Origin of the sequence: Pseudomonas sp. PS02302 (genome assembly GCF_029959585.1) — a bacterium.
In the GTDB taxonomy this organism is placed as follows: domain Bacteria; phylum Pseudomonadota; class Gammaproteobacteria; order Pseudomonadales; family Pseudomonadaceae; genus Chryseomonas; species Chryseomonas aestiva.
Genome location: NZ_JASCON010000010.1, coordinates 1 through 23,392 on the forward strand (window position 1 = coordinate 1; position 23,392 = coordinate 23,392).

The following is a 23,392-nucleotide window of genomic DNA, read 5'->3' on the forward strand; positions in this document are numbered from 1 at the left end:
GTGTTGTCTCCCTGCCAGCGGGGGCCGGCCTGTGGGGGGCGGGGGGTGGCGCCGCCCCCGGCATTACTGATCATCACATGGTAGCGGCCGTTGGAAAGTAACTGTACCGCGGGGTGCCGGCGGCAGGGGTCGGTGTAGACCCGCAGCTTGTTCTCACTGGCGCGGGAGACCTGGCCTTCCAGTGAGGCATTGGCGGTGTGCAGGTACTGCGCGGCACTTTTCGGCGCCCGCTCCTGCAGCAGCAGGGACGTCGCCTGGAAATGTGGATTGGCTTCGAAGCGACGCTGCATGGGCCGCTGGCGCAATACATGGGTCAGCGATAGCAGGCTCATGCCCTGGTGGTGCGCCATGAACGACTGGATGAGTCCGGCGTGCTGACCGGGAGGGAGGCGGGCGCTGGTGAAATCGATGGCTTCATACAGGCCATAGCGGCCAGCCATGCCCAAGCCGGCCAGGCGTTGGAGATTCTTGCAAGCGGCTTCTGGCGCTACCATCAGCGCCAGTACCGACGCATAGGGTGCCACCACCAGGTCATCGCCAAGTCCGCGCTTGAGACCGAGTCCGGGCACGCCGAAGGCCCGGTATTGGTAGTTCAGTTGTGCATCCAGGGTGCTATAGCCGGACTCGGATACGCCCCATGGCAGGCCCAGTTGCTGGCCGTATTCGATCTGCCTCGCCACGGCCGCGCGGCAGGTCTGGTCGAGCAGGGTGTCCGCATAGTGGGGCATGACCAGCATCGGCATCAGGTACTCGAACATCGAACCGGTCCAGGACAGCAACACGGGATTGCCGCCGTTACTCGTCAACAGCCGACCAAGGGTGAACCAGCTTTCCTGCGGCAGTTGGCCCTGCGCGATGGTCAGGAAACTGGTCAGACGTGCCTCTGATGCAAGGAGATCGTAGTAACCGCCGTCCAGGCGTTGTTCGTCCGCGTTGTAGCCAATGGTCAGCAGCTCGCGTTGCGGGTTGTAGAGAAAGGTGAAGTCCATGTCGGCCAGGTCGGCAGTGACATCTGCCAGGCGCAGCGCGGTGGCGATGCGCTCCTTGGCCTGGGCGATCACCGTCCGTACCCAAGGCTGTTCGTCGATGGGCCACTGCGTGACCTCCAGCTGCGCCAGCTCATGCCAACTGGCTGATGCCAGGGGGGATCCAGGGAGGGTGAGGCTGGCCACCTCGCCATGGAGATCCTGGCATTGCGCGGACAGCGCCTGGCGCCAGTAGTCGGCTTCGGGAGCCGCTTCCAGTGCGGGTTTCAGAGCCTCGGCCCAAACGATGAGGCGCTGCAGGACGGTACTGATCTCGTGCAGACCTTCAAGCGTGTGGGCGGACGCCAATTCGCTAAGCGCACCGTCGAGCAGGTGCTCATCCAGTTCGCTCGCCCGTACTGCCTCTCGCAGTACGCCAAAGCAGTCCGCTAGGCCATTGCACCAATCTGCGCTGAGCAGTGGCGCGTGCGGCAATTCATAAAGCCCGGAGCGCAGCGTCAGTAGCAGGCCAGCCAGATTGCCGCTGTCCACCGTAGACACGTAACGCGGTGGCAGCGGTTGCAGCGTCTGGGTGTCGTACCAGTTGTAGAAGTGGCGGCGATGACGCTCCAGCCGCGACATGCTGGCCAGGGCCTTGTCCAGTCGTGTGAGCAGGCGACCGCCGCTCAAGTAGGCGAAGTCATGGGCGGCCAGGTGGGACAGCAGCGCCATGCCCATGTTGGTTGGTGAGGTTCGGTGTGCGATCACCGACGTTGGTTGCTCCTGAATGTTGTCCGGTGGCAACCAGTTATCGCCAGGGCCCACATGATCGTCGAAGAAGGCCCAGGTCTTGCGCGTCAGGGCGCGCAAAAATTGCTGGTCTGCGGGTGACGGCGTGAATACCGAGGGGTCACTTGGCTGGCTCAACCGATAGGCGACGGCCGGTGCCAGCAGCCAGGCCAGCAGGAAAGGCGTTGCGCTTGCCAAGGCCCAGAGATCACCCAGCAGCAGCGCGGCGACGACACTCCCCAGCAATGGCGCGATCCACATCAGCCGATACAGGCCCGACAGGTCGTTGCGGCTGCTGCGCTCCACTTCGCGGGACGAATTCCATTGCAGCAGATGGCGGCGACTGATGGTCAGGCGCCACAGCGTGCGACCGATGGCGTCCAGGCTGCTGAAGGCTTCGAAGGGTAGCCACACCAGGCTTAGCAGTGCCCGCGTGAACTGCTGGGTCGCACTGCGAAGGACCACCTTCAGGTGCTGACCGAGCTGGATGTCCGGGGCTTTGTGTAGCAGCTCCAGCGAGGCGCTGATCAGGGGGTGGGTGATCACCAGCAGCAGTACACCCAGACTCCATGCCAGTGGATGAGCGCTGGCGAACCATCCCCATAGCAGTACCCCGAGAAAGGCGGCCGGCTCCAGGCTACGACGCAGGTTGTCGATGATCTTCCAATAGGCCAGGTGCGTCAGCCGATTCGGCTCCAGACCACCATCGGATTTCGGGGTCCAGGGCATCAGCCACGGCAGTAACTGCCAGTCACCGCGGATCCAGCGATGACGGCGTTTGGCATCGGCGCTGTAGCGCGCCGGATGCTCTTCATAGAGTTGTACATCGCTGATCAGACCAGAGTGGGCATAGCAGCCTTCAATCAGGTCGTGGCTGAGAATACGGTTTTCGGGAAAGCGGTCCTGCAGGGCATGTTCGAAGGCGTCCACGGCATAGATCCCTTTGCCGATGAAGGAGCCATTGCCGAACATGTCCTGATAGACGTCGGAGACGGAACGGGTATAGGGGTCCACGCCCGCGTCGCTGCCGAACAACTGAGCGTAGGAGGAGCGGGCGATGCTTGGCAGGCTGATGCCGACACGGGGTTGCAGGATCGCGTAGCCGCTGGTGATGCGTTTCTGGCGCCCATCGAAGCGCGGCTGGTTGAGCGGGTGGCAGATCGCCCCCAGGAGCTGCCGCGCCACCTCGCGCGGCAGCTGGGTGTCGGTATCCAGCGTGATGACGTAGCTGATCCTGGGCAAGGCGGAGAGGTTGCCGACCACCAGCGAGAAGCATCCAGCGCCATGCCCACGTAGCAGTGCATTGAGGTCCGCTATCTTGCCGCGCTTGCGCTCATGGCCTATCCAGCGCTGTTCGGTGGGATTCCAGCGCCGTGGGCGATGCAGCAGGAAGAACCGCGCCGCGCCGGTTTCCGGGTACTTCAGGTTCAGGGCTTCGATAGCCTGGCTCGCGTAGTGCAGCACCCCCGCGTCACTCTCGAGGACTTCGCTCTGGGCATCCATGAAATCGGTGAGCAGGGCGAAATGCAGGTTGGCGTCACGGTTGGCGAGAAAGCGTACCTCCATGCCATCGATCAGCTCTTCCACATCCTGAACGCTGCCGATCAGGGTTGGCACCACGACCAGTGTGCGTGCATCGGAGGGAATACCGGCGCTGAAATCCAGGCGGGGCAGGATGTCCGGCCGCAGCGTCAGGGTCGCCAGGCGGTTGACCAGCGCGATGGCCAGCTGGCTGGTCATTACCATTATCGGCCCGCCAAGCAGCAGTATCGTCCAGAGTCCCCAGCCGTCCGCTTTCGACCCGGTGAAGAAAGGCCAGGCCAACAGCAGGCTGAGCGCCAGAACGGGCACAACGAAGAACGCCATGGGCGCGCCACGCAGTATCCTGCGGCAGCGCTCCACCAGGGAGCGCCGGGCACCCAGCTGTATTTCCAGGGTGGCCAGCCCCGCGCCCACCAGGTAGAAACCGACGTGCCTCTGCACTGGATCCTGTTCGGCTGCGGCGTCGCAGAGCCCAATGGCCGCCTGCGCGATGTCAATCTCGGAAGACGAGCAACTGCGCGCCAGGCGCTCGATGGTGTGGCGGTAGTGATCGCGAGTGGCGAAATCCATGCGGCTGTAGATGTCGGCCGGGTCCTTAGCCAGCACCTGTTCGACCCCGCTCAGGCGTTCGACGAACTCGCGCCAGTCCACCGCCGATAGCAGCCGCAAGCTGTTGATGCTGTTGCTGATCGACACCTGCTCCGTGGCCTGCAGTTGGCCATCGAGATAAATAAGGCGTTCGACACTTTGGCCGGACTCCGCCAGGGCCTGTTCGACCCAGGTCATCGGCAGAACCAGTGAGGTACTCTGGCCCTGCAAACGTCGCGAGAGTTCCGCAACGAAGGCGCTGGTCATCGGCGGCGCAGAGCGTGCGAGATCGGCTACCAGCAGCACGACGCTCTTGGCGTCGTGCTCCGCCGTCGAAATGAAACGGTCGGCCCAGTTATCGGCGAGGTTGCGATCGGTCCAGCTGGCCATTACCTGCGACGCGACACGTCGAAGATTTTCGATCAACGCTAGGCGCAACATGATGGGAATGGCCCACAGCTCGCCCAGGGTCAGGGGCGTCACCGTTTGATAAGCGGTGACGAAACGACTCAGATTCTCGCTGTCGACGCGGCCGTCGCCATGGGAAATGGTCTCCAGCGCAATGTCATACACCCGCGGAAAGGTGCGCGAGGGTCCGTCTTCCAGACCGGGCAGCTCACGGCAGTAGCCTTTGGGCAGGTGTTTCTGGGCGGTGCGTATCTGCTCCTCGACCAGATAGAAATTGTCGAGTAGCCAGGCGGCCGCTGGCGTGGCGCGTTGACTGGACAGTGCGGCCACGGCCATCGCCTGGCCGCTGCTGGCCAGTACGGCGGCATTCTCGGCAAGGCGGTGAAGCAGGGCGTCCGAGGTGTTATGGGTGCTCAGCTGATGTTGTCGGGCGAGATGAGCGCCGTGGGCCGCCATCTGCTCCAGACTGAACAGTTCCGCGCGTAACGCCGGCTCATACTGGAAGGTGCGCGGTGCGGGATGCCACAGCCGTTGGATTGCTCGAAGCCATTGCCTATCCATGTTTTCCTTAGCATTCAGCGCGAAACGTAGACAACGACGCGGAGATGCCTTTCACGCTATTGCCGCGGGCACGACAGCTTGAGGGGATGCTCATTCAGTGTGGAAGTCTGGATATGGGGCGTCTGTCTGCTGGCACACATAGCGTTGGGTCTTGATGGCGGTTTGTGAGGTACGGCGCACCCCGTCAGTTGGACGACCTTTTAGAAGTCGCCATTGCCAGTGGCCAGGTGTAGCTTCTTCGCGCTGCTGGCCGTTAACTGCCCTCCGCCAACGGCTGCTTTGGGTCGAGAGCAGACCTTAAGCTTTTCCTACTGCATAAAAAGCCATCGGTGGATTCTTCAAACAAGAATCCACCGATAGTCGTAGCTATTACAAGCAAGTCCCTGGGCCGTCGCATTGATTGCTACCAGCAGTCGCAGCTATTTCGAAGATCTGAAGCTCCCTATTGCAGACTTGTTGGCCCGGGGTCGCATCTATTTCGCAAACCGACAGCCAACCCTATGCGCCACTGCACCTCAACTGTGTGGAGGCTGCTCGTAGCAGCTGCGGGCGAAGGCACCGATGGCGTCAGCCATGGCCTTGGGCTGTTCCGGGGCCATGGCGTGACCAGCGTTCTTCAATACCTCGATCTGCACCCGATCACCCAGCATGCTCTTGAGCACGCCCGAGAAGCGGCGGGGCGCCACTGCATCGGCCTCACCCTGCAAATCGAGAATGGGCGCCTTGCCGGCAGCGAAATAGTCGTCCACGGGGGTGGTGTTGCGCGCATGGGATTCGGCCTCGTGGGTGGCCTCATGCCAGCCGTCCAGCCAGACACGCGGATCGTTGCCCGGAGCGAAGAAGGCCTTGCGCAGATAGACCAGGCGCTGTGCTTCTGACAGCGAGGGATCGCCCGCGCCGTCGATGGCCTGCCGCATTTCGGCATTGATCGGTTTTTCCGTCGAACCCGGCGGTACCTTGCCAGCTGAAGCAGCGGCCAGGACCACGCCGCGCACCAGGTCCGGACGATCCACGGCCAGTTGCCGTGCCGGGAAGTTGCCCCAAGCATGGCCGACAACTACCACCGGACCTTGATGTTCGTGCTCCACCACGGCGGCGACATCGCGAGCGAAGTCGTGAACCGAAAGCTTGTCCATAGGCCCTTCACTATGGCCTATGCCACGCGGCTCGGGCCGTACGACACGGAAACCCTGCTCGACCAGGTAGGCTGCTACCTGGTCATAGTCGCGCCCCGAGCGGCCGAGAGAAGGCAGCATCACGATCACGGGACCTTTACCCTGGGCATTGACCTCAATCTGAACGTTATCGTGCTTTACCAGCGTCTGGGTCAGAGGTGGCGATACCGGTACCGCGTAGGCCAAGGCACTGGCCAGTGTCAGCGAGCCTGCCAGTAGCAGGGAAGCGGGGATCTTCATGGGTTAGCTCCAGCGATGGGTTCGAGGCCGCTTTCGACCAGCAGGTGACGGGCGGCGGGACTGCCTAGGAAGGCCACGAATTCGCTGGCGACCTGGGTATGGGGCGTGTTGCTGGCTACTGCGGCGCAGAACCGACTGATCTTTTGCACCTCTTCCGGCAATGGGCCGAGATAGTCGACGCCGGGAGTCACCTTGAGCTCGCTGACCTGCTGCATGCCGATGTCGGCATCGCCCCGGGCGAGGGCGGTACCCACCAGCTCCTTGCCCTGGATCTCGAGCGTCTTACCCTTGACCTGCTCGCTGATGCCCAGGCGCTGGAACAGCTCGTTTCGCACGAAGACGCCGCTGGCGCCCTGGGAGTAGGCGATCCGGGGCGCCTGCAAGAGCGCCGTGCCCAGGGCCGCTACCGTGCTCACATCAGGGTGAGCGTGGCCTGTGGGCACACCTACGCCAATACGGGATTCGGCGATCTCGCGACGACTCGCCACGTCGAAGACGCCCGTGGGGCCGAGCAGGGCAAGGGTCTCGTCGGCCATGATGGCCAGGTCCATGGGTTCCCTGTGCTTGATGCGTTCAGGAATGGATTCCGGTGAAGTGCCCATCGAGGGGCCCCAGGCGATGGTCAGTGTGTTGCCAGTAGCTTTCTCATAGGCTGGCTGCAACTGCGCCATGGCACCCTTGAGCGCGCCGCTTGCGATGATCTTCAGTTCGGCGGCATCGACAGCAGGAGCAAGGCTGACCAAGCCGGCCAATCCGGTGGCTGCGAGAAGTGAAGCGGATTTTGTTTTTTTCACGGTGGCTTCCAGGCAGACGCGACCTCTACAGGCCGCGAGTATTGACGAACAGGGCGTAGAGCGAGGTGGTGGAGGCCATCAGCAGGCGATTGCGCTGTGGGCCGCCAAAGCAGAGGTTGGCGCAGCGTTCAGGCAGGTCGATGTGGCCAATGGCGGTGCCGTCGGGGGCGAAGACGCGGACACCGTCCAGGCCAGGCTCGGACGCGCCCCAGCCGCACCAGAGGTTGCCGTCCACGTCCACGCGCAGGCCATCGGGCAGGCCGCTGCCGGCATCGATGAGTGTGCGGCGGTCGTACAATTGGTTCTGCGCATCGATCGAATAGGCCACGATCCGGCGCGGACGTGCTCGGGATTCCACTAGGTAGAGGGTGCGCTCGTCCGGCGAGAAGGCCAGGCCGTTGGGACCTTCGAGGTCTTCGGCGATGCAGTGCAGTTGGCCGTCGGGGTCCAGGCGATAGAGGTTGGCAGGCAACTCCGCCATGCCCTGGCGCCCCATGTAGTCGCTGACCAGGCCGAAGGGCGGATCGGTGAACCAGATGCTGTCGTCGCCCTTCACCACGATGTCGTTGGGCGAATTCAGGGGCTTGCCGGCAAATTGGTCGGCCAGCACCGTCAGGCTGCCGTCGTACTCGGTGCGGGTGATGCGGCGCCCGCCGTGCTCGCAGGCCAGCAGTCGGCCCTGGCGATCACGGGTCAGGCCGTTGGCCTGGTGAGCGGGCTGGCGGAAGACGCCGAGGGTCTCGGTGGCTTCGTCCCACCTAAGGATGCGGTCGTTGGGCAGGTCGGTGAACAGCAGGTAACGACCATCGCCGAACCAGACCGGGCCTTCGGCCCAGCGCATGCCTGTTGCCAGGCGCTCTACCTTGGCATGGGCCAGCCGATAATGGGCGAAGCGCGGATCCAGTTCGCGTACTGCCGGGTCGGGTACCCGGCGACTCGGTTGCCATTCGATGGCGTCCATGGGCTCTCCTCGGGGAAGCAGGTGGGCTAGGCGTATAGCCGACGCGGGTTGTCGATTAGCACGGCCTGTTGCAGCGCCCGGCTGTCGCAGACCTGCTGCACGAAGTCCAGCAGCTGGCCATCGTCGGGAACCGGACCCTTGATGTTCGGGTGCGGCCAGTCGCTGCCCCAGAGGGCACGCTCCGGCGCGCATTCGAGGAGTTGCCGCACGCGATCCAGGGCCTGGGGCCAGGGGCCGGGCTGACCCTGCATGGCCCGGTCGATACCGGACAGCTTGATCCAGCGATCCGGACGCTGCAGTTCCTTGCGCAGTGCGGCAAAGCCTGCCTCGACCAGCGGCTGGGTGAGGTCGGGGCGAGCCATGTGGTCGATAACCAGCGGCACCTGCAGGGTGCGCCACTGTTCCAGGAAGGGCAGCAGGGTCGGCAGTTCACCATGGATGAGCACGTGCCAGCCCAGGGGGGCAACGCGCTCGGCCAGTCGGCGAAGCTGCTGGGGGTCGCGGCCGCCTGGTAGGTGCCCCATCAGATTGAAGCGGATACCGCGCAGACCGCCGTCGTGCAGCGCCTGCAGCTGGGCGTCGCTGGTGTCCTGGTCGATCAGGCCGACGCCGCGATAGTGGCCGTCGCTTTCCGCGATGGCGGCCAGGATGGCGCTGTGGTCGGTGCCATAGGGTGCGGCCTGCACCAGTACGCCGTGGCTGATGCCCAGGCGGCGATGCAGGGCCAGCAGTTCGCTGAAGGGCGCCGGCGCGGGGGTGTAGGCGGCGTTGGCCGGCAAGGGAAAGCGTGCCCAAGGGCCATAGATATGGGTGTGACAATCCCAGAGGCCGGTCAGGGCAGGGGAAGCGTTCATGGTGGCTCCATGGGTCTGGAGGAGGGGGCCGGCGCCCAGCCCCAGGGCGGCGGCGGCAAGGGTTGCCTGCTTCAGAAAGCGGCGGCGCGTAGGGGGAACGTGGGCATCGGCCATCGGGCGCTCCAGGGTTGGAAAAGAAAGAACCGGGCGGCCGGTGCCGCCCTGGGCGAGCTAGTCGCAGCGCGCGGTCATGCCGCCGTCGACGATGATCTCGGTCCCGGTGACGAAGCGCGCCTCGTCGCTGGCCAGGTACAGGGCGGCGAAGGCGGTGTCGCGGCCATCACCCATGAAGCCCAGAGGGATGCGCGCCAGGCGCGTATCAAGCAGCTTGCTGACGTCGCCGCCGGTCCGCTGGCCGGCCAGGCGCGCTTCGACCATGGGCGTGTGCAACTGGCCGGGCACCACGGTGTTCACCCGGATGCCCTTGGGCGCGTATTCCACCGCCGTCACTCGTGACAGTTGAATCACGCCGGCCTTGCTGGCGGCATAGGCCACCTGAGCCGAGCCGGTCCAGCGAATGCCCGAGGTGGAAGCGGTGTTGACGATGGCGCCGCTGCCCTGGGCTTCCATCAGTGGCAGGACGTGCTTGCAGGTCAGGTAGACGCTCTTGAGATTAAGGGCGATCTGGGCATCGAAGCGCTCCTCGGCCAGGGCGACGGCGCCGCCGGCGGCCGAACCGCCGACGTTGTTGACCAGGATGTCGACCTGGCCATAGGTGGCTTGACAGGCCTGCACCATGGCCGCCACCGCGTCGCTGTCGGTAACGTCGCAGGCATGAGGGGTCACCTCGCCACCGGCTTCGCGAATGCGCGCCAGGGTTTCTTCGAGCGCGCCGAGGTCGCGGTCCACGGCAAACACCTTGGCGCCGGCCAGGGCGAAGAGGGTAGCCACCGCGCGGCCGTTGCCCCAGCCGGCGGCGACGCAACCGGCACCGGTGACGATGGCGACCTTGCCCTGGAGGCGGTCACTGCGGGGAAGTTGGTCGGTCATAAAAGGTTCCTCAGGCAAGGGTGGCGGGCAATTCGGGGGCGACACCGGCGGGTGGCGGAACCTCGAACACCTTGATGGTCATGGAAATCAGCGTGTAGTAGCCGGCGATGCCGACCAGGTCGACCGCCGCGTCGTTGCCCAGCTCGGCGACGAAGGCCTGGTAGAGGTCATCGCCCACCTGGCGCTGCTCGTGCAGCTCGCGAACGAAGCGGTAAACGAGCTGCTCGTCGCGACGCTGGAACGCGGGCTCCTCGCCAAGGCGGATCGCCTCGATCAGCTCCGGATCCAGCCCGGCCTCTAGGGCGAAGGGTTTGTGCGCGGCCCATTCGTATTCGGCGAGCCAGTGGCGGCCGAGCAGCAGGATGGCCAGCTCGGACAGACGCGGCTCCAGGCAGCTGTCGTAGCGGCAGTAGCGGCCCAGGGCCTGGGCGCAGGCCGCCAATTCCGGGCGGTGCAGCCAGATGGCCAGGGGGCCGCGGACGCCTTTACGGGGACCGCTGGCGATGCGGTCGTAAATCTCCTGTTGCGCGGCGTTAAGGTGCTGCGGGTCGACGGGGGCGAGACGATGCATGGTGGTGTCCTGTCAGGAGCGCAGAGTGGAGGAAGAGGAGGTGGCGACGGCCTCGGCCTGAGCTTCTGCCTGGGCTTCTCGGATGGCCGCGGCGGAGGGGCGCAGCAGGCTGCGGCCGGGCACTTTGCCCGTGGCGCGGGTGAAGGCGTCAGGGTCGAAGCTGCCCTCCCAGCGGGCGATGGCGAACACCGCGATGGTGTTGCCGACGATGTTGGTCAAGGCCGTGGCGGTAGCCATGATTCGATCGATGCCGAACAGCAGGCCCAGACCGCTCAGCGGCAGGACGTGCACCGACTGCAGGGTGGCCGCCAGCTTGATGAAGGCGCCGCCAGCCACCGTGGTGCCGCCCTTGGAGGTGATGCTCAGGACCGCCAGCAGACCCAGTTGCTGCCAGAGCGAGAAGGGGGTGTCGGTGGCCTGAGCGATGAAGCCGACGGCGATGGCCATGTAGATGGCAGTGCCGTCCAGATTGAAGCTGTAACCGGCCGGCAGCACGAAGCCCACCACCACCTCGTCACAGCCGCTGCGCTTGAGTTTCTCGATCAGGCGCGGGAAGGCCACCTCGCCGGAGGCGGTGCCGAACACCAGCAGTATCTCGTCGCGGATCAGGCGCAACACCGCCATGAACGGGAGGCCGATCGACCAGCTGATGCTGCCCAGCACGCCGAAGACGAAGAACAGCGAGGCGGCGTAGTAGACCGCGATCAGCTTGAGCAGATAGAACAGGGTGGCGCCGCCGTAGCTGCCGATGGCGGCGGCCATGGCCCCGAAGGCGCCCAACGGCGCGAGTTTCATGATGAAGCCGAGCATCTTGAACAGGATGGTCTGGGCTTCGTCGAGGGCGCGTACCGCGATGGATTCGGGACCACAGGTGCGGTTGATGGCGATGCCCGCCAGCAGCGAGATGAGCAGCACCTGAATGATGTCGCCCTTGGCGAAGGCATCGACCAGGGTGTGCGGGATGAGGCTGAGCAGATACCCGGTCACCGAGATCTCGCCCGCGCTCGACGTCGCCTTGATGGCGGCGGTGGATTCGGCGAGGTTGGTGGCATGCAGGCCGTCGCCGGGCTGCACGAGATTGACCAGGACGAAGCCGACCAGCATGGCGACGGTGCTGACCACCTCGAAGTACGCCAGGGACTTCATCCCCAGGCGACCCAGCTTGCGCATGTCCTGGACATGGGTGAGGCCGTGGACCAGGGTCACGAAGACGATGGGGGCGAGCATCATCTTCAGGAGGGCGATGAAGGCCTGGCCCAGCGGCTTCATCGCGACCGCCCAACCCGGGGCGGCGAAGCCGACGATGATGGCGGCGACCAAGGCGATCAGCACCTGCACGTGCAGTTTCTTCAACAGAGTCATGGCGTGTCCTCGCCCTGCGGGCGTCGTTGTTCTTGTGATTGGCCGGTAGGGATAGCCAATTCCCCCTACGAGCTATTTGATGCGAGCATAGATAAGTCGCTTTAGGTGGACAAAAACCTTATTTTCATCAAGAGCTATGCTTTGAAAGCATGGGGTTGTTATGGATATTCGCGAGCTTCGCTCCTTCGTCAAGGTCGCTCAGTGCGGTGGCTTCAGCCGTGCTGCGCGAGAACTCTATGTCGCTCAACCCGCGCTCAGCCGGCAGATCGCCAAGCTCGAAGAGCAACTGGGGGTCGAGCTTTTCATCCGCCACGGCAAGGGGGTGGAGCTGACCGCCGCAGGGTCGCGATTGGTGGAGCGGGCCGAGGTGATGCTGCGGTATCTGGAGGAAACCGCCGACCATGTGCGCAGCAGTGCCGAGGAGGAGCGGGGCCACTTGGCGGTGGGCCTGCCACCGGCGATCGGTTCGCTGGTCGGGCCCCAGCTGATCCAGAAGTTTCGTCAGCGTTGGCCCAAGGCCTCACTGCATGCCCTGGAGGGCCTGAGCACCTCGCTGCAGGAGTGGCTGCTGCAAGGGCGCATCGAGGTGGCCGTGGTCTACAACCAGCCGTTGCTCGAAGCCTTCGAGGTGCGGCCGCTGTTCAGCGAGCGGATGGTGCTGGTAGGGCCGCCGGGCGAGGCCAGTCGCTCGCAGCGGCTGTCGGCGCTGGGTGAGGTGCCGCTGATCCTGCCCGGGCTGCCGCACAGCAACAGACGCCTGGTGGAGCAGGTGGCGGCGCAGAGCACGGTACGCCTGAATGTGATCCTGGAGGTGGACAGCGTCGGCCTGACCAAGAAGCTGGTCGCCGCAGGGCAGGGCTATTCGATCCTCGCCCACGCCGCCGTTCAGCAGGACATAGACCGCGGCGAGCTGGTCGGCCACGAGATCGAGCGACCAGGCATCCGCTCGACGGTGGCCCTGGCGCGGCTGAAGGAACGTCGCAGCAGCCGCCTGGCCCTGAGCTGGGAAAAGATCGTGCTGGAAACCCTGGAGGAGCTGGTCACCGTGGGGCCCTGGAAGGAGGCGGCCCACTGGCTTGGCCATTGAGCGGGCTGGGTGGCCAAGGTCCCTTGCTCGCCATGGCCAAAGGCCGGCCGCACATCAAAGGGTCTTGAGTCCGTTGGGCGTTTCGATACAAGCCAGCAAGCCAGGGTGCGCAGCGGTCATACACGCTATCGGCCCGGAAAATCCGATGGCTTCCAGCTGCTGCCCGAGCACCGCGGCAGCGGGATGCCTGAGTTCCAGACGCTGCAAGCAGCAGCCCTGGTCGATCAGCCCTGACGCGGGGTGCCGGGCGTCGCCCCAGTCGATCAGGCTGGGCAGGGCACCGCCCAGCGGCAGCTGCCCATCGGCGTGGATCGAGATCTGCCAGGCCAGCGTGCCACGGCTCATCGACTCGATGCGCCCGAAGATCTGGGTGAGGCGCGCATCCGCCTCAGCCAATCCCCGGGTCCTGGTCACCCAGTGCGCCAGGCGGGGCTCGGCATCGGGGCCCAGCTCATCCAGCCCGAACCAGCGAGGTCTGGTCGGCGGTGGAGCATCCGGGTCCGGGGCTATGACTTCCAGGTAGCAGTCACCCAGGCGCAGCAGGAGGTTGTGGGTGCCCATGCGCGCGTGTTTGCCGCCGGGCTGCAGCGCCACGCCCAGGCGCTGCTCGACATGCAGGGCGCCCGCGGCGAGGGTCGGGGCCACGATGACCAGATGATCCAGGCTGGAACGTCTCATGGGTGCGACTCCTGAGTGGGTGAGGTGCGAGCACGAAAGGGGCGGCAGGGTCCGTTTGGCGTTCACCGGCCAGGCCTGGGTCACGAGGGCAGCCACCGCGGAACGCAGTGGCTGCCCTGGCGGTTCCATTCAGGGCCGTGGGTCTTCGTCAATTGGCTCGTCCGGCATGGGCCTTGGCGATTGCCACGCCGGCTTCTCGTGAACTCGCTCATCGAAGGCACGGCGCGCGGCCCGGAAGTCTTCGACATTCTCGATGACCCAGGTCCAGATGGGCGTCATCCGGATCAGCAGACTCAGGCCCAGCGGCGTCAATTCGTATTCGACCCGGGGCGGGACTTCGTCGAAGTCGTGGCGCAGCAGCAGGCCGTCACGTTCGAGGGCGCGCAGGGTCTTGGTCAGCATCCGCTGGGTGATGCCCGAGAGTTGCCGCGCCAGCTCGGCATGCCGCATGACGCCATAGACCCCAAGCGCATGCAGGACCCCCAGGGACCAGCGACTGCCCGCATGGGTCAGCACCTCCCGGCGTACGCCGTCTTCGTCCCGCCTGAGCGTCTGGCAGATGGCTTCGGACTGTCGGAGGATCTCCAGATCGGTCATCTCGTCCCCTGGTATCACGCGTGTGCCTTCTTCTGAGCGCCGCTGGCGTCTGCCAGCATTCGCTCATCTTACACCTGACGTCAGGAGGCATGATGACTGCCCAATTCCCTACCGCTACCCAATCCATTCTCGTACTCGGCGCCGGCGAACTCGGTCTGCCGGTGCTGCGCAATCTCGCCCGGCTCTCCGGGCAAAAGCCGGGCTCGCGGATCAGCGTGCTGCTGCGCCAGGCCACGCTCGACAGCCAGGAGCCTGGCAAGAAAAGGGAGATAGACGAGCTGCGCGCGCTCGGCGTCGAGCTGGTTGCTGCCGACCTGGTCAGGGATTCCATCGAGCACCTGGCGGCGGTCTTCGCCCAATTCGATACCGTCGTCGGCTGTGCCGGCATGGTTGCGGGACGCGAAACCCCCATGAAGCTGGCTCGCGCCGCGCTGCAATCCGGGGTAAAGCGCTACTTCCCCTGGCAATTCGGTGTGGACTTCGAGGCCATCGGCCGCGGCAGCCCCCAGGACCTGTTCGATGCCCAGCTCGATGTGCGTGAACTCCTGCGGGCCCAGCACCAGACCGAGTGGGTGATCATCTCCACCGGGATGTTCACCAGCTTCCTGTTCGAACCCGTGTTCGGGGTGGTAGACCTCGTAACGGCTACCGTGAATGCACTGGGCAGCCTGGATACCTGCGTGACCCTGACCACCCCTGACGACATCGGCAGGCTGACCGCCGAGATCGTCTTCTTCGAGCCACGTTTCTGCAATGAAATCGTCTATCTCGCGGGTGACACCCTGGCCTATGGCGAGCTGGCCGAGCTGCTGGAGCGGGTATTGAAGCGTCCCTTCAAAACCAATGTCTGGTCGGTTCCCTACCTGGTGGACGCCATGGAGCAGGAGTCCGACGAGGATGCCAAGCACATCAAGAAGTACCGTGCCGTCTTCGCCCAGGGCCGCGGCGTCGCCTGGCCGATGGAAACCACCTTCAATGCCCGGCACGGTTTCGCGGTGACCAGCGCAGAGCAGTGGGCGCTGGAGCACCTGGGCGAGGCCGGGCGTGCCGAGTGAGCCTGGCCGGGCCGGGACGTAGCCCGGTCAGGTAGGGCGGTGCCCCCGCTGTACTACCGGGCTCAACCAGTCTTCAGTAATAGGCAGGAGTGACACCACGGAGCGGAAGGATGGCCTCTCGGGCGGCGATGTTGCCCCGAGACATCACGTCAGTCCGCCAGGATCACTCCCACACGCCGCCCTGATCTCCCTGGCCAATTCCAGCAGCACCTCGGCATAGCGCTCCTCGATCTCCGCCTCCGACAGCGGGGTGGCCAGGCTGATGTTGAGGGCATGGGTGCGATAGCCGGGGAGGCCGAGGGGGGTGGCGATGGCGACCACTTCGGGTTGCCAGGCAGCCACGCAATAGCCCTTGCTGCGGACGCTGGCGAGGGCGGCGCGGATCTCCTGTTCCAGTGGCGCCCGGCGTGCCTCGCAGCGGCGGGCGCAGAAGGTGGCGATCAGCGTTTCGCGCTGGGCTTCGCCCAGGCCGGCGAGGCAGGCGCGGCCCAGGGAGGTGATGTCCATCGGCAGGCGCTGGCCGACCAGGACGTTGCGCGGGGTCTTGCGTTGACTCAGGCGAATCGACTCCAGGTAGATCATCTCGTCGCGGTCCGCCGCCGCCAGGCTGACGTTGACCTGATGTTGCCGCGCCACCTTGACCATCAGCGGCGAGGCGGCCTGCAGGAGGCTGCTGCCCTGGTGCATGGCATGGGCCAGGCCGAGAAAGGTCGGCGCCAGCCGATAGGCGCTGCGGCCGCCGTCGTAGTCCAGAAAGCCGGTACGCACCAGGGTCTGGGTCAGGCGGCTGACGGTGGACTTGGCCAGGCCGAGGAGGTCGCTGAGGTCGCCATTGGTGAGGTATTCGGTGCCCGGACGAAAGGCGCGCAGGACATCCAGGCCACGCTCCAGCGAGCGGTTGGCCGGTGCCTTGCCCTGGCCAGGCATGTCGGCGGCGTGCGGCTCGGCGACGGCGTGTTCCACCTGGTGGAATGGCTGCGTTGTCATGACAGGTCTCCTCGCGCAGATTGATTTCAAGCCTGGCGCAGATCCGGGCAGCCAATCAACCCAAGAATAAGAGAGGCCTCCCATGACGACAGCTCCCGAATCCTCGACCCCCATCCAGCTGACGGTGACCCAGGGCATCGCCACCCTGACGCTCAACCGCCCCGAAGCGCGCAATGCCATCAGTGACGACATGCGCACCCTGCTGATCGAGCACCTGGAGCGCATCGCCGCCGACAGCGCGATCAAGGCGCTGATCCTGACCGGTACCGGCAAGGGCTTTTGCGCCGGCGGCGACATCAAGGGCATGCAGGCGCGCATGAGTGCGCCGGCCGGTTCGGTGGCCTTCAACGGCTGGAAGCGCCAGCAACGGGTTCACCATGCCGTTTCGCTGCTGCACAACCTGCCCAAGCCGACCATCGCCGCGGTCAACGGCGCCGCCACCGGGCTGGGCTGCGACATGGCGCTGAGCTGCGACTTCATCATCGCGTCCGAGCAGGCGTCCTTCGCCATGAGCTACATCGCCCGCGGCCTCATCCCCGACGGTGGTGGCCTCTACTTCCTGCCACGGCGGGTCGGCCTGAGCCGGGCCAAGGAGCTGATCTTCACCGGTCGCACCGTCGCGCCGGGCGAAGCCGAGCGCATCAACATGATCGACCGGGTGGTGCCCCACGATGCTCTGCTGCCAGCGGCCCAGGACTGGGCGCTGCAACTGTCCGCCGGTTCCGCCACGGCGCTGGGGCTGAGCAAGTCGATCCTCAACAATACCTTCGAACTGACCCAGGGCCAGATCTCGGCCATGGGCAGCCAGGCCCAGGGCATCTGCTACACCTCCAGCGAACACCAGGAGTCGGTCGCCGCCTTCCTGGAGCGCAAGAGCAATGGTGGCCAACGATGAGCGCCCTCGACCGTCTGCTCAGTCCGGCCAGCGTCGCCGTCATCGGCGCCTCGGGCGACGCCCGCAAGACCTCCGGCCGGCCCATCGCCTTCCTGCGCAAGCATGGCTTCCAGGGACGCCTCTATCCGGTCAATCCGCGCTACGAGGAGATCGACGGCCTGCGCTGCTATCCCTCTATCGCCGAGTTGCCCGAGGTGCCGGACGTGGCGGTCATCCTGCTGGGTGCCGAACGTGCCAATCAGGCGGTGGCCGAACTGGCGGCGCTGGGCTGTGCGGCGGCCATCGTGCTGGCCGGCGGCTATGGCGAAACCGGGGAGAGCGGCATCCGCCGCCAGGCGGAACTCCAGGCCGCGCGCGGCGGCATGCGTATCCTCGGCCCCAATACCATCGGCCTGGTCAACGTCAGCGAGCGCATCACCCTGTCCGCCAGTGGCGCCCTGGACATGGACGCCCTGCTGCCGGGCAAGGTGGCCCTGGTCTCCCAGAGCGGCGGCATCCTCGGCGCCTTGCTCTCCCGTGGCGTGGCGGCCGGCATCGGCTTTTCCAAGCTGATCTCCACCAGCAACGAGGTGGATCTGGACGTCGCCGACTTCGTCGACCATCTGGCCGGCGATCCGGCCACCGCGGTGATCGCCCTCTACCTCGAAGGGCTGCGCGACACCGCCAGGTTCACCCGCGCCGTGGGCCGGGCCCGTGCCGCCGGCAAGCCGGTGGTGGTGTTCAAGGTCGGCCGCTCGGAAGCCGGCGCCAGCGCCGCGGCCTCCCATACCGGCGCCCTGGCTGGCTCCGATGATCTCTATTCGGCCTATTTCCGCCAGCTCGGGGTGATCCGCGCCGAGACCTTCGCCGATCTGCTGGACATTCCCTTCGCCCTGGCCAGTGGCCGGGTGATGCAGGGCACCCGGGTGGCGATCCTCACCTCCACCGGTGGCGCCGGTACCCTGATCGCCGACAACCTGGGCGTCAACGGCTTCCAGACCCCGCCGCCCGGCGCGGAGACGGCGGCGCGACTGCGCGCCCTGGACGTCGGCGACCAGGCGGTGCTCGACCGCAACCCCATCGACCTCACCCTGGCGGGCCTGCAACCCGAGGTCATGCGCGGCGCCATCGGCATCCTGCTGGACAGCCCCGACTATGACGCGGTGATCAGCGTGGTGGGTTCCTCCGGGGTGGCGCAGCCGCATCTGATGGCCGATGCCATCCGTGACAGCCTGGCCAATTCGACTAAGCCGGTGCTGGCCTATATCAGCCCCCATGCACCGGCAGCGGCGCAGCGCATCAACGGTTCGGGCGGGGTGGCCTTCAGCGCCCCCGAGAGTTGTGCCGGAGCGCTCCAGGCGCTGGCCTTGCAAGGCAGCTATGCAAGGCAGCGGCCGGGGCAGCTCGGCGCCGCTCCCTTGGCCGAGCCTGGGGCTCTGGCGGACCTGCAACCCGGCCCACTGGACGAGGCGCGCAGCAAGCAGCTCTACGAGACCTTTGGCATTCCGGTGACCCGCGAGCGGGTAGTGGGTGACGCGCGCCAGGCCGAGGCGGCGGCCCGTGAACTGGGCGGCGAGGTGGTGCTCAAGGTGCTCTCGGCGCGCATCCCGCACAAGAGCGAGGTGGGCGGCGTGGCCCTGCGGCAGCGACCCGAGGGGATCGGTGCGCGTCTGGAGCGGATGCGCGACGAGGTGACCACCCAGGTCGGCTTCAATCCCGAGGCCTTCCTGGTGCAGGAGATGGTCAGTGGCGGCGAGGAGCTGATCCTCGGCTTTACCCGTGATCCGCAACTGGGCCCGGCGCTGCTGCTGGGCATGGGCGGGGTGACCGCCGAACTGTTCCAGGACACCACGCTGCGCCTGCTGCCGGTGACCCTGGAGGATGCCCGGGAAATGCTCGCCGAATTGCGTACCTATCCCTTGCTGGACGGCTATCGCGGCCGACCCAGGGCCGATGTCGAGGCGGCGGCGCACTGCATCGTGGCGTTCTCCGACATGGCCCTGCGCCTGGGCGAGCGCCTGCAGGAGGCCGAGATCAATCCGCTGCTGGTCAGGCCGCAAGGGCAGGGCGTAGTCGCCCTCGATGGTCTCACCGTGCTGAGCTGATGCGCCGCTGTTCCACAGGGTGGAATAGCACCATTGCCGCTCAGGTTCACCCTTGCATAATCCAAGAACGCTTCATTTCTGGCTCATAACAATAAGTAGGTCACTATGAACAGCTTCCAGATCAACCGCCCTTGGTGTGCATTCCTACCGTCAGACGCCGTCGCGTCGTTCATGAGTCCTGAACCCGACGCCACGTCCTCGAACCGGGAGTAACGCCATGTCCGCCGTACTGAAGAACGCCAGCCCTCGCGAGCCGATCGGCAGCATCGCCACGGCGCCCACCGTGATTTCCTTTCGCAACGTCGCCAAGGCCTTTACCGTCAAGGGCGTAGCGAAACAGGCTTCCCACAGCATCAACGTCGACATTCAACAGGGCCAGGTGGTGACCATCGTCGGTCCTTCCGGTTGCGGCAAGTCGACCCTGCTCAACATGGTGGCCGGGTTGTTCGCCCCCACCGAAGGCCAGGTGCTCTACAGCGGCCAGCCGGTCAAGGGCATCAACGGTCGTACCGGCTACATGACCCAGAGCGATCACCTGCTGCCCTGGCGCGACGTGGTCGGCAACATCGCCGTGCCCCTGGAGATCCGTGGCGTGGGCAAGGCCGAACGCCAGGCACGCATCCGCGAGCTGCTGGCCCTGGTCGGCCTGGAAGGCCACGAAAAGGCCTACCCGAGCCAGCTTTCCGGGGGCATGCGCAAGCGCGCCGCGCTGGCCCGGCTGCTGGCCTACGATCCCGAGACCCTGCTGATGGACGAGCCCTTCGCGGCGCTCGATGCCCAGCTGCGCATGCGCATGCAGACCGAGTTGTTCAAGCTCAGTCGCCAGCTCAAGAAGACCGTACTGTTCGTCACCCACGACCTGGACGAGGCGGTGGCCCTGGGCGATCGCTGCCTGATCTTCTCCGGCCGGCCCGGCACCATCGTGCGCGATGTGACCATCCCCCTGGGCGACGAGCGCAACATCCTGCAGCTGCGCAAGGACCCGCGTTACCACCAGCTCTGCGGTGACCTCTGGGAATTCATCACCCCGAGCCAAGACGCCTGAGCGGCCCACCCCTGGAGAATCCTGCTATGAACATCTTTCTCGGCCGCGTCGCCATCTTTGCCGTCATCCTGCTGTCCTGGCAGTTCGCCTCGGGACCGCTGGTGGATCCCTTCTTCGTCAGCTCGCCCAGCGAGATCGGCGGCCGCTTCGTCGAGCTGGTCGCCAGCGGGCGGCTGTTCGCCCACGGCTGGATCACCGTCGTCGAGACCCTGGCCGGCTTCTTCTGCGGCGCCTGCGCCGGGATCAGCGTCGGCCTGCTGCTGGGTCGCAACGAGACCCTGGCCAAGCTGCTCGACCCCATCCTGATCTCCATCTACAGCCTGCCCAAGGTGGCCCTGGCGCCGCTGTTCATCATGTGGTTCGGCATCGGCATCGAGATGAAGATCATCCTGACCGCCACCATCGTGTTCTTCCTGGTGTTCCTCAACACCTACAGCGGCGTGCGCGCGGTGGAGCGCGAGCAGTTGGAGATCCTGCGGCTGATGGGCGCCAAGGAACATCACCTGATCAGCAAGGTGGTGCTGCCCTCGGCCATTCAGTGGGTGTTCACCGGGCTCAAGCTGTCGGTGCCCTATGCGCTGATCGGCGCCATCGTCGGCGAGATCATGGCGGCCAACCGCGGCCTGGGCTACCTGCTGCAGGACGCCGCCGGCCAGCTGGACACCGCCGGGGTCTTCGCCGCGCTGCTGGCAATCATCTTCCTGGCGCTGCTGCTGCAGGCGGCGGTGCGCAAGCTGGAAACCGCGCTGATGCCCTGGAAGAAGGAACAGGACGCCCGCGAACTCTCGATCTGAATGCTCCCGTTACCCATTACAAGAAGAAGAGAGGTCTTTGCCATGTCGTTCAAGCGTCTGTTTTCCGCCCTCGGCCTGAGTGCCGCGCTGCTGACCGCCACCCCCGCCGTGCAGGCCGATGAAGCGGTCAAGGTGGCCATAGGTACTGAAGGCTTCGTGCACATGCCGCTGTTCGTGGCGCTGGATGCCGGGCTGTTCAAGAAGCACGGGCTGGACGTCAGCCTGGTCAAGTTCAAGGGTGGCGGCGCCGCCGCCTCCGGGCTGGTCAGCCGCTCGGTGGAGTTCTGTTCCTGCGCCATCCAGAACGCCATCAACGCCAAGGTGAAGGGCGCCGACGTGACCCTGCTGGGGCGCATGGTCGGCCAGTATGCGAGCAATGTGGTGATCCGCCAGGAGGTGGCCGACCGCCTGGGGCTGAACGCCAACTCCACTGTCGAGCAGCGTCTGGCCGCCTTCAAGGGGCTTCGCCTGGCGGTCAGCGGGACGGGCGGCAGCGCCGACTTCCTGGTGCGCTTCCTCGGCCAGGAAGCCAAGCTGCAGTCGGAGAAGGATTTCACCCTGCTGTACCTGAACAACGGCGGCGCCATGCTGGCCGCCTTCGCCCAGGGCCGCATCGACGGCTTCGCGCTGTCGTCGCCGGCGTCGGACAGCGCGGTGATCGAGCAGCAGGGCTTCACCCTGCTGGACATGTCCGAGGGCCAGGTAAAGGCCCTGGATGGCTATCCTTCCATCGCCCTGAGCGCCCGCCGCGAGTGGTCGCAGGAGCATCCGGACACGGTCAAGGCCTTTCTTGCCGCGCTCAACGATGCCACCCAGCTGATCAGCCAGCATCCGGACGAGGCCGCCAAGGCCGTACGTACCCGCTTCGAGGGCGTCAACGACGAGGTCTATGCCGCCGCCTGGAAGAACAACCGCAAGTCTTTCCCCGCGACGCCCTATCTCACCGATGAAGACGTCCAGCGCGCCATTACCTTCCTGGGCCAGATCCAGAACACCCAGATCCCCGGTACCGCCGCCGATTACCTGACGCAGGTGCGCTGAGCCGCACGCTTCCTTCCATCCCCCTGGCGCCGCGGGTGGCCAGGGTTCGGTAGAGACCTCCTATGCACAGGCATCATGACAAGCCGATCTTGACGGCAGGGCTGGGTATTGCCCTGCTGTCGCCCCTCACCTATGCCGATGGCTTCCTCGAAGACAGCAAGGCCACCCTGGAGCTGCGCAACTTCTATATGAATCGCGACTTCCGCGACGGCAGCGGCCAGTCCAAGCGCGAGGAGTGGGGCCAGGGCTTCATCCTCAAGTACGAATCCGGCTTTACCCAGGGCACCCTTGGCTTCGGCCTGGACGCCCTGGGCCTGGTGGGGTTGAAGCTCGATTCGGGCCGTGGCCGCACTGGCACCGGTCTGCTGCCGGTAGACGACGAGGGCCGCGCGCCCGGCGAATACGCCAAGGCCGGGGCGACCTTCAAGGCGCGCCTCGCCAGGAGCGAGTTGCGGATCGGCACCCTGCTACCGCGCTGGCCGACCCTGGTCACCAACAATGGCCGCCTGCTGCCCCAGACCTTCGAGGGCAGCCAGTTCGAATTCAAGGAGATCAAGGGGCTGACCCTGACCGGTGCCAACATCCAGCGCACGGTCTATCGCGACAGTTCCGGGGCCGATGGCCTTTCGCTGAACAACAAGAATCGCCGTTTCAGCGGCTCCCTCGAGGGCGGGGATTTCAATGTCGTCGGCGCCCTTTATCGCTTCGGTACCACCACCGATGTGAGCGCCCAGTACGCCGTGCTGGAAGATGTCTATCGGCAGCGCTTTCTCGGCCTAACCGACCGCCGCAAGGGCGACTGGGGCGCCTTCCTCACCGAGGTGCGGCTATTCGACAGCGACCATGAAGGTCGTGCCCGCGGCGGGCGCATCGACAACCGCGCCTTCAGCGCCCTGGGTACCTACAAGCGCGCCGGCCACTCCCTGGGCCTGGGCTATCAGAAGATGTTGGGCTCGACGGCCTTTCCCTACGTCAATGGCACCGATCCCTATCTGGTCAACTTCGTCCAGGTGGGGGACTTCGCCGAGACCAACGAGCGCTCCTGGCAGGCGCGCTACGACTACGACCTCGGCCAGCTGGGTATTCCTGGCCTGAACTTCATGACGCGCTTCGTACGCGGCCGCCAGGCCGAACTGCGCGGCGGCGCGTCCGGCGGCGAACGGGAACTGGATGTGGAGCTGCAATACGTGCTGCAGGGCGGCTCGCTCAAGGGCCTGAACCTGCGCCTGCGCAGCGCCACCTACCGTTCCGATTTCTCGCGGGACGCCAATGACGTCCGCGTCATCGCCAGCTATCCGCTGTCGCTGCTCTGACCCTTCGGGAGACCCT

Annotated in this window: 19 protein-coding genes and 1 pseudogene; 8 read left to right on the forward strand and 12 right to left on the reverse strand. The window is 65.7% G+C overall.

The window, feature by feature from the left end; genetic code table 11:
• The 9 genes and pseudogenes from QMX82_RS05385 to QMX82_RS05420 form a co-directional block, all read right to left on the reverse strand.
• On the reverse strand, positions 1 to 4,853 hold a 4,853-nt coding region (locus QMX82_RS05385), incomplete at its 3' end, for a glucoamylase family protein (RefSeq protein ID WP_282281446.1).
• 515 nt (positions 4,854 to 5,368) lie between these two features.
• Positions 5,369 to 6,268: an alpha/beta fold hydrolase gene (locus tag QMX82_RS05390; RefSeq protein WP_282281447.1), complete on the reverse strand. Its 900-nt coding sequence runs from the start codon at positions 6,266 to 6,268 to the stop codon at positions 5,369 to 5,371.
• Positions 6,265 to 7,011, reverse strand: coding sequence for a substrate-binding domain-containing protein (locus tag QMX82_RS05395; protein ID WP_282281448.1), 747 nt, complete (start codon positions 7,009 to 7,011; stop codon positions 6,265 to 6,267). Before QMX82_RS05395 ends, QMX82_RS05390 begins: the two co-directional genes overlap by 4 nt.
• Positions 7,012 to 7,087: 76 nt before the next feature.
• The gene (locus tag QMX82_RS05400) at positions 7,088 to 8,023 is read right to left on the reverse strand and encodes an SMP-30/gluconolactonase/LRE family protein (RefSeq protein WP_282281449.1); all 936 of its coding nucleotides are present in this window, start codon (positions 8,021 to 8,023) and stop codon (positions 7,088 to 7,090) included.
• Between the two features lie 26 nt (positions 8,024 to 8,049).
• Positions 8,050 to 8,877, reverse strand: a complete 828-nt coding sequence (locus QMX82_RS05405) for an amidohydrolase family protein (RefSeq protein ID WP_282281450.1) — start codon at positions 8,875 to 8,877, stop codon at positions 8,050 to 8,052.
• A 27-nt stretch (positions 8,878 to 8,904) separates the two neighbouring features.
• A pseudogene (locus tag QMX82_RS25945) lies at positions 8,905 to 8,991 on the reverse strand (twin-arginine translocation signal domain-containing protein); the annotation flags it as partial.
• A 57-nt stretch (positions 8,992 to 9,048) separates the two neighbouring features.
• Positions 9,049 to 9,867 carry an SDR family NAD(P)-dependent oxidoreductase gene (locus QMX82_RS05410; RefSeq protein ID WP_133860778.1) on the reverse strand — a complete coding sequence of 273 codons (819 nt, stop codon included), beginning with the start codon at positions 9,865 to 9,867 and terminating at the stop codon, positions 9,049 to 9,051.
• 10 nt (positions 9,868 to 9,877) lie between these two features.
• The gene (locus tag QMX82_RS05415) at positions 9,878 to 10,438 is read right to left on the reverse strand and encodes a carboxymuconolactone decarboxylase family protein (RefSeq protein ID WP_282281451.1); all 561 of its coding nucleotides are present in this window, start codon (positions 10,436 to 10,438) and stop codon (positions 9,878 to 9,880) included.
• Between the two features lie 12 nt (positions 10,439 to 10,450).
• A complete protein-coding gene (locus tag QMX82_RS05420; protein ID WP_282281452.1) occupies positions 10,451 to 11,800 on the reverse strand; it encodes a cation:dicarboxylate symporter family transporter in 1,350 nt (449 codons plus the stop codon).
• A gap of 160 nt (positions 11,801 to 11,960) precedes the next feature.
• Between QMX82_RS05420 and QMX82_RS05425 the strand changes: the two genes are divergently transcribed.
• Complete coding sequence (locus tag QMX82_RS05425; RefSeq protein ID WP_282281453.1) at positions 11,961 to 12,887, forward strand: LysR family transcriptional regulator; 927 nt, start codon at positions 11,961 to 11,963, stop codon at positions 12,885 to 12,887.
• A gap of 54 nt (positions 12,888 to 12,941) precedes the next feature.
• On the opposite strand, the gene QMX82_RS05430 is transcribed toward QMX82_RS05425, so the two are convergent.
• The gene (locus tag QMX82_RS05430) at positions 12,942 to 13,565 is read right to left on the reverse strand and encodes a VOC family protein (RefSeq protein ID WP_282281454.1); all 624 of its coding nucleotides are present in this window, start codon (positions 13,563 to 13,565) and stop codon (positions 12,942 to 12,944) included.
• A 129-nt stretch (positions 13,566 to 13,694) separates the two neighbouring features.
• The gene (locus QMX82_RS05435; RefSeq protein ID WP_187979473.1) at positions 13,695 to 14,162 is read right to left on the reverse strand and encodes a winged helix-turn-helix transcriptional regulator; all 468 of its coding nucleotides are present in this window, start codon (positions 14,160 to 14,162) and stop codon (positions 13,695 to 13,697) included.
• 92 nt (positions 14,163 to 14,254) lie between these two features.
• On the opposite strand from QMX82_RS05435, the gene QMX82_RS05440 reads away from it, so the two are divergent.
• The gene (locus tag QMX82_RS05440) at positions 14,255 to 15,217 is read left to right on the forward strand and encodes an aromatic alcohol reductase (protein WP_282281455.1); all 963 of its coding nucleotides are present in this window, start codon (positions 14,255 to 14,257) and stop codon (positions 15,215 to 15,217) included.
• 144 nt (positions 15,218 to 15,361) lie between these two features.
• Here QMX82_RS05440 and QMX82_RS05445 read toward each other — a convergent pair whose 3' ends face one another.
• Positions 15,362 to 16,204: an IclR family transcriptional regulator gene (locus QMX82_RS05445; protein WP_282281456.1), complete on the reverse strand. Its 843-nt coding sequence runs from the start codon at positions 16,202 to 16,204 to the stop codon at positions 15,362 to 15,364.
• A gap of 82 nt (positions 16,205 to 16,286) precedes the next feature.
• On the opposite strand from QMX82_RS05445, the gene QMX82_RS05450 reads away from it, so the two are divergent.
• The 6 genes from QMX82_RS05450 to QMX82_RS05475 all read left to right on the forward strand — a co-directional run bounded on the left by QMX82_RS05450 (position 16,287) and on the right by QMX82_RS05475 (position 23,376).
• The gene (locus QMX82_RS05450) at positions 16,287 to 17,099 is read left to right on the forward strand and encodes an enoyl-CoA hydratase/isomerase family protein (RefSeq protein WP_282281457.1); all 813 of its coding nucleotides are present in this window, start codon (positions 16,287 to 16,289) and stop codon (positions 17,097 to 17,099) included.
• Positions 17,096 to 19,183 carry an acetate--CoA ligase family protein gene (locus tag QMX82_RS05455; RefSeq protein ID WP_282281458.1) on the forward strand — a complete coding sequence of 696 codons (2,088 nt, stop codon included), beginning with the start codon at positions 17,096 to 17,098 and terminating at the stop codon, positions 19,181 to 19,183. The genes QMX82_RS05450 and QMX82_RS05455 overlap by 4 nt, the downstream gene beginning before the upstream one ends.
• A gap of 217 nt (positions 19,184 to 19,400) precedes the next feature.
• The gene (locus QMX82_RS05460; RefSeq protein WP_282281459.1) at positions 19,401 to 20,228 is read left to right on the forward strand and encodes an ABC transporter ATP-binding protein; all 828 of its coding nucleotides are present in this window, start codon (positions 19,401 to 19,403) and stop codon (positions 20,226 to 20,228) included.
• 26 nt (positions 20,229 to 20,254) lie between these two features.
• The gene (locus tag QMX82_RS05465; protein WP_208691434.1) at positions 20,255 to 21,022 is read left to right on the forward strand and encodes an ABC transporter permease; all 768 of its coding nucleotides are present in this window, start codon (positions 20,255 to 20,257) and stop codon (positions 21,020 to 21,022) included.
• A 42-nt stretch (positions 21,023 to 21,064) separates the two neighbouring features.
• Positions 21,065 to 22,063: an ABC transporter substrate-binding protein gene (locus tag QMX82_RS05470; protein WP_160922617.1), complete on the forward strand. Its 999-nt coding sequence runs from the start codon at positions 21,065 to 21,067 to the stop codon at positions 22,061 to 22,063.
• 62 nt (positions 22,064 to 22,125) lie between these two features.
• Entirely contained in the window at positions 22,126 to 23,376 is a 1,251-nt protein-coding gene (locus tag QMX82_RS05475) for an OprD family porin (protein ID WP_282281460.1), read from the forward strand.
• Positions 23,377 to 23,392 lie beyond the last annotated feature (16 nt).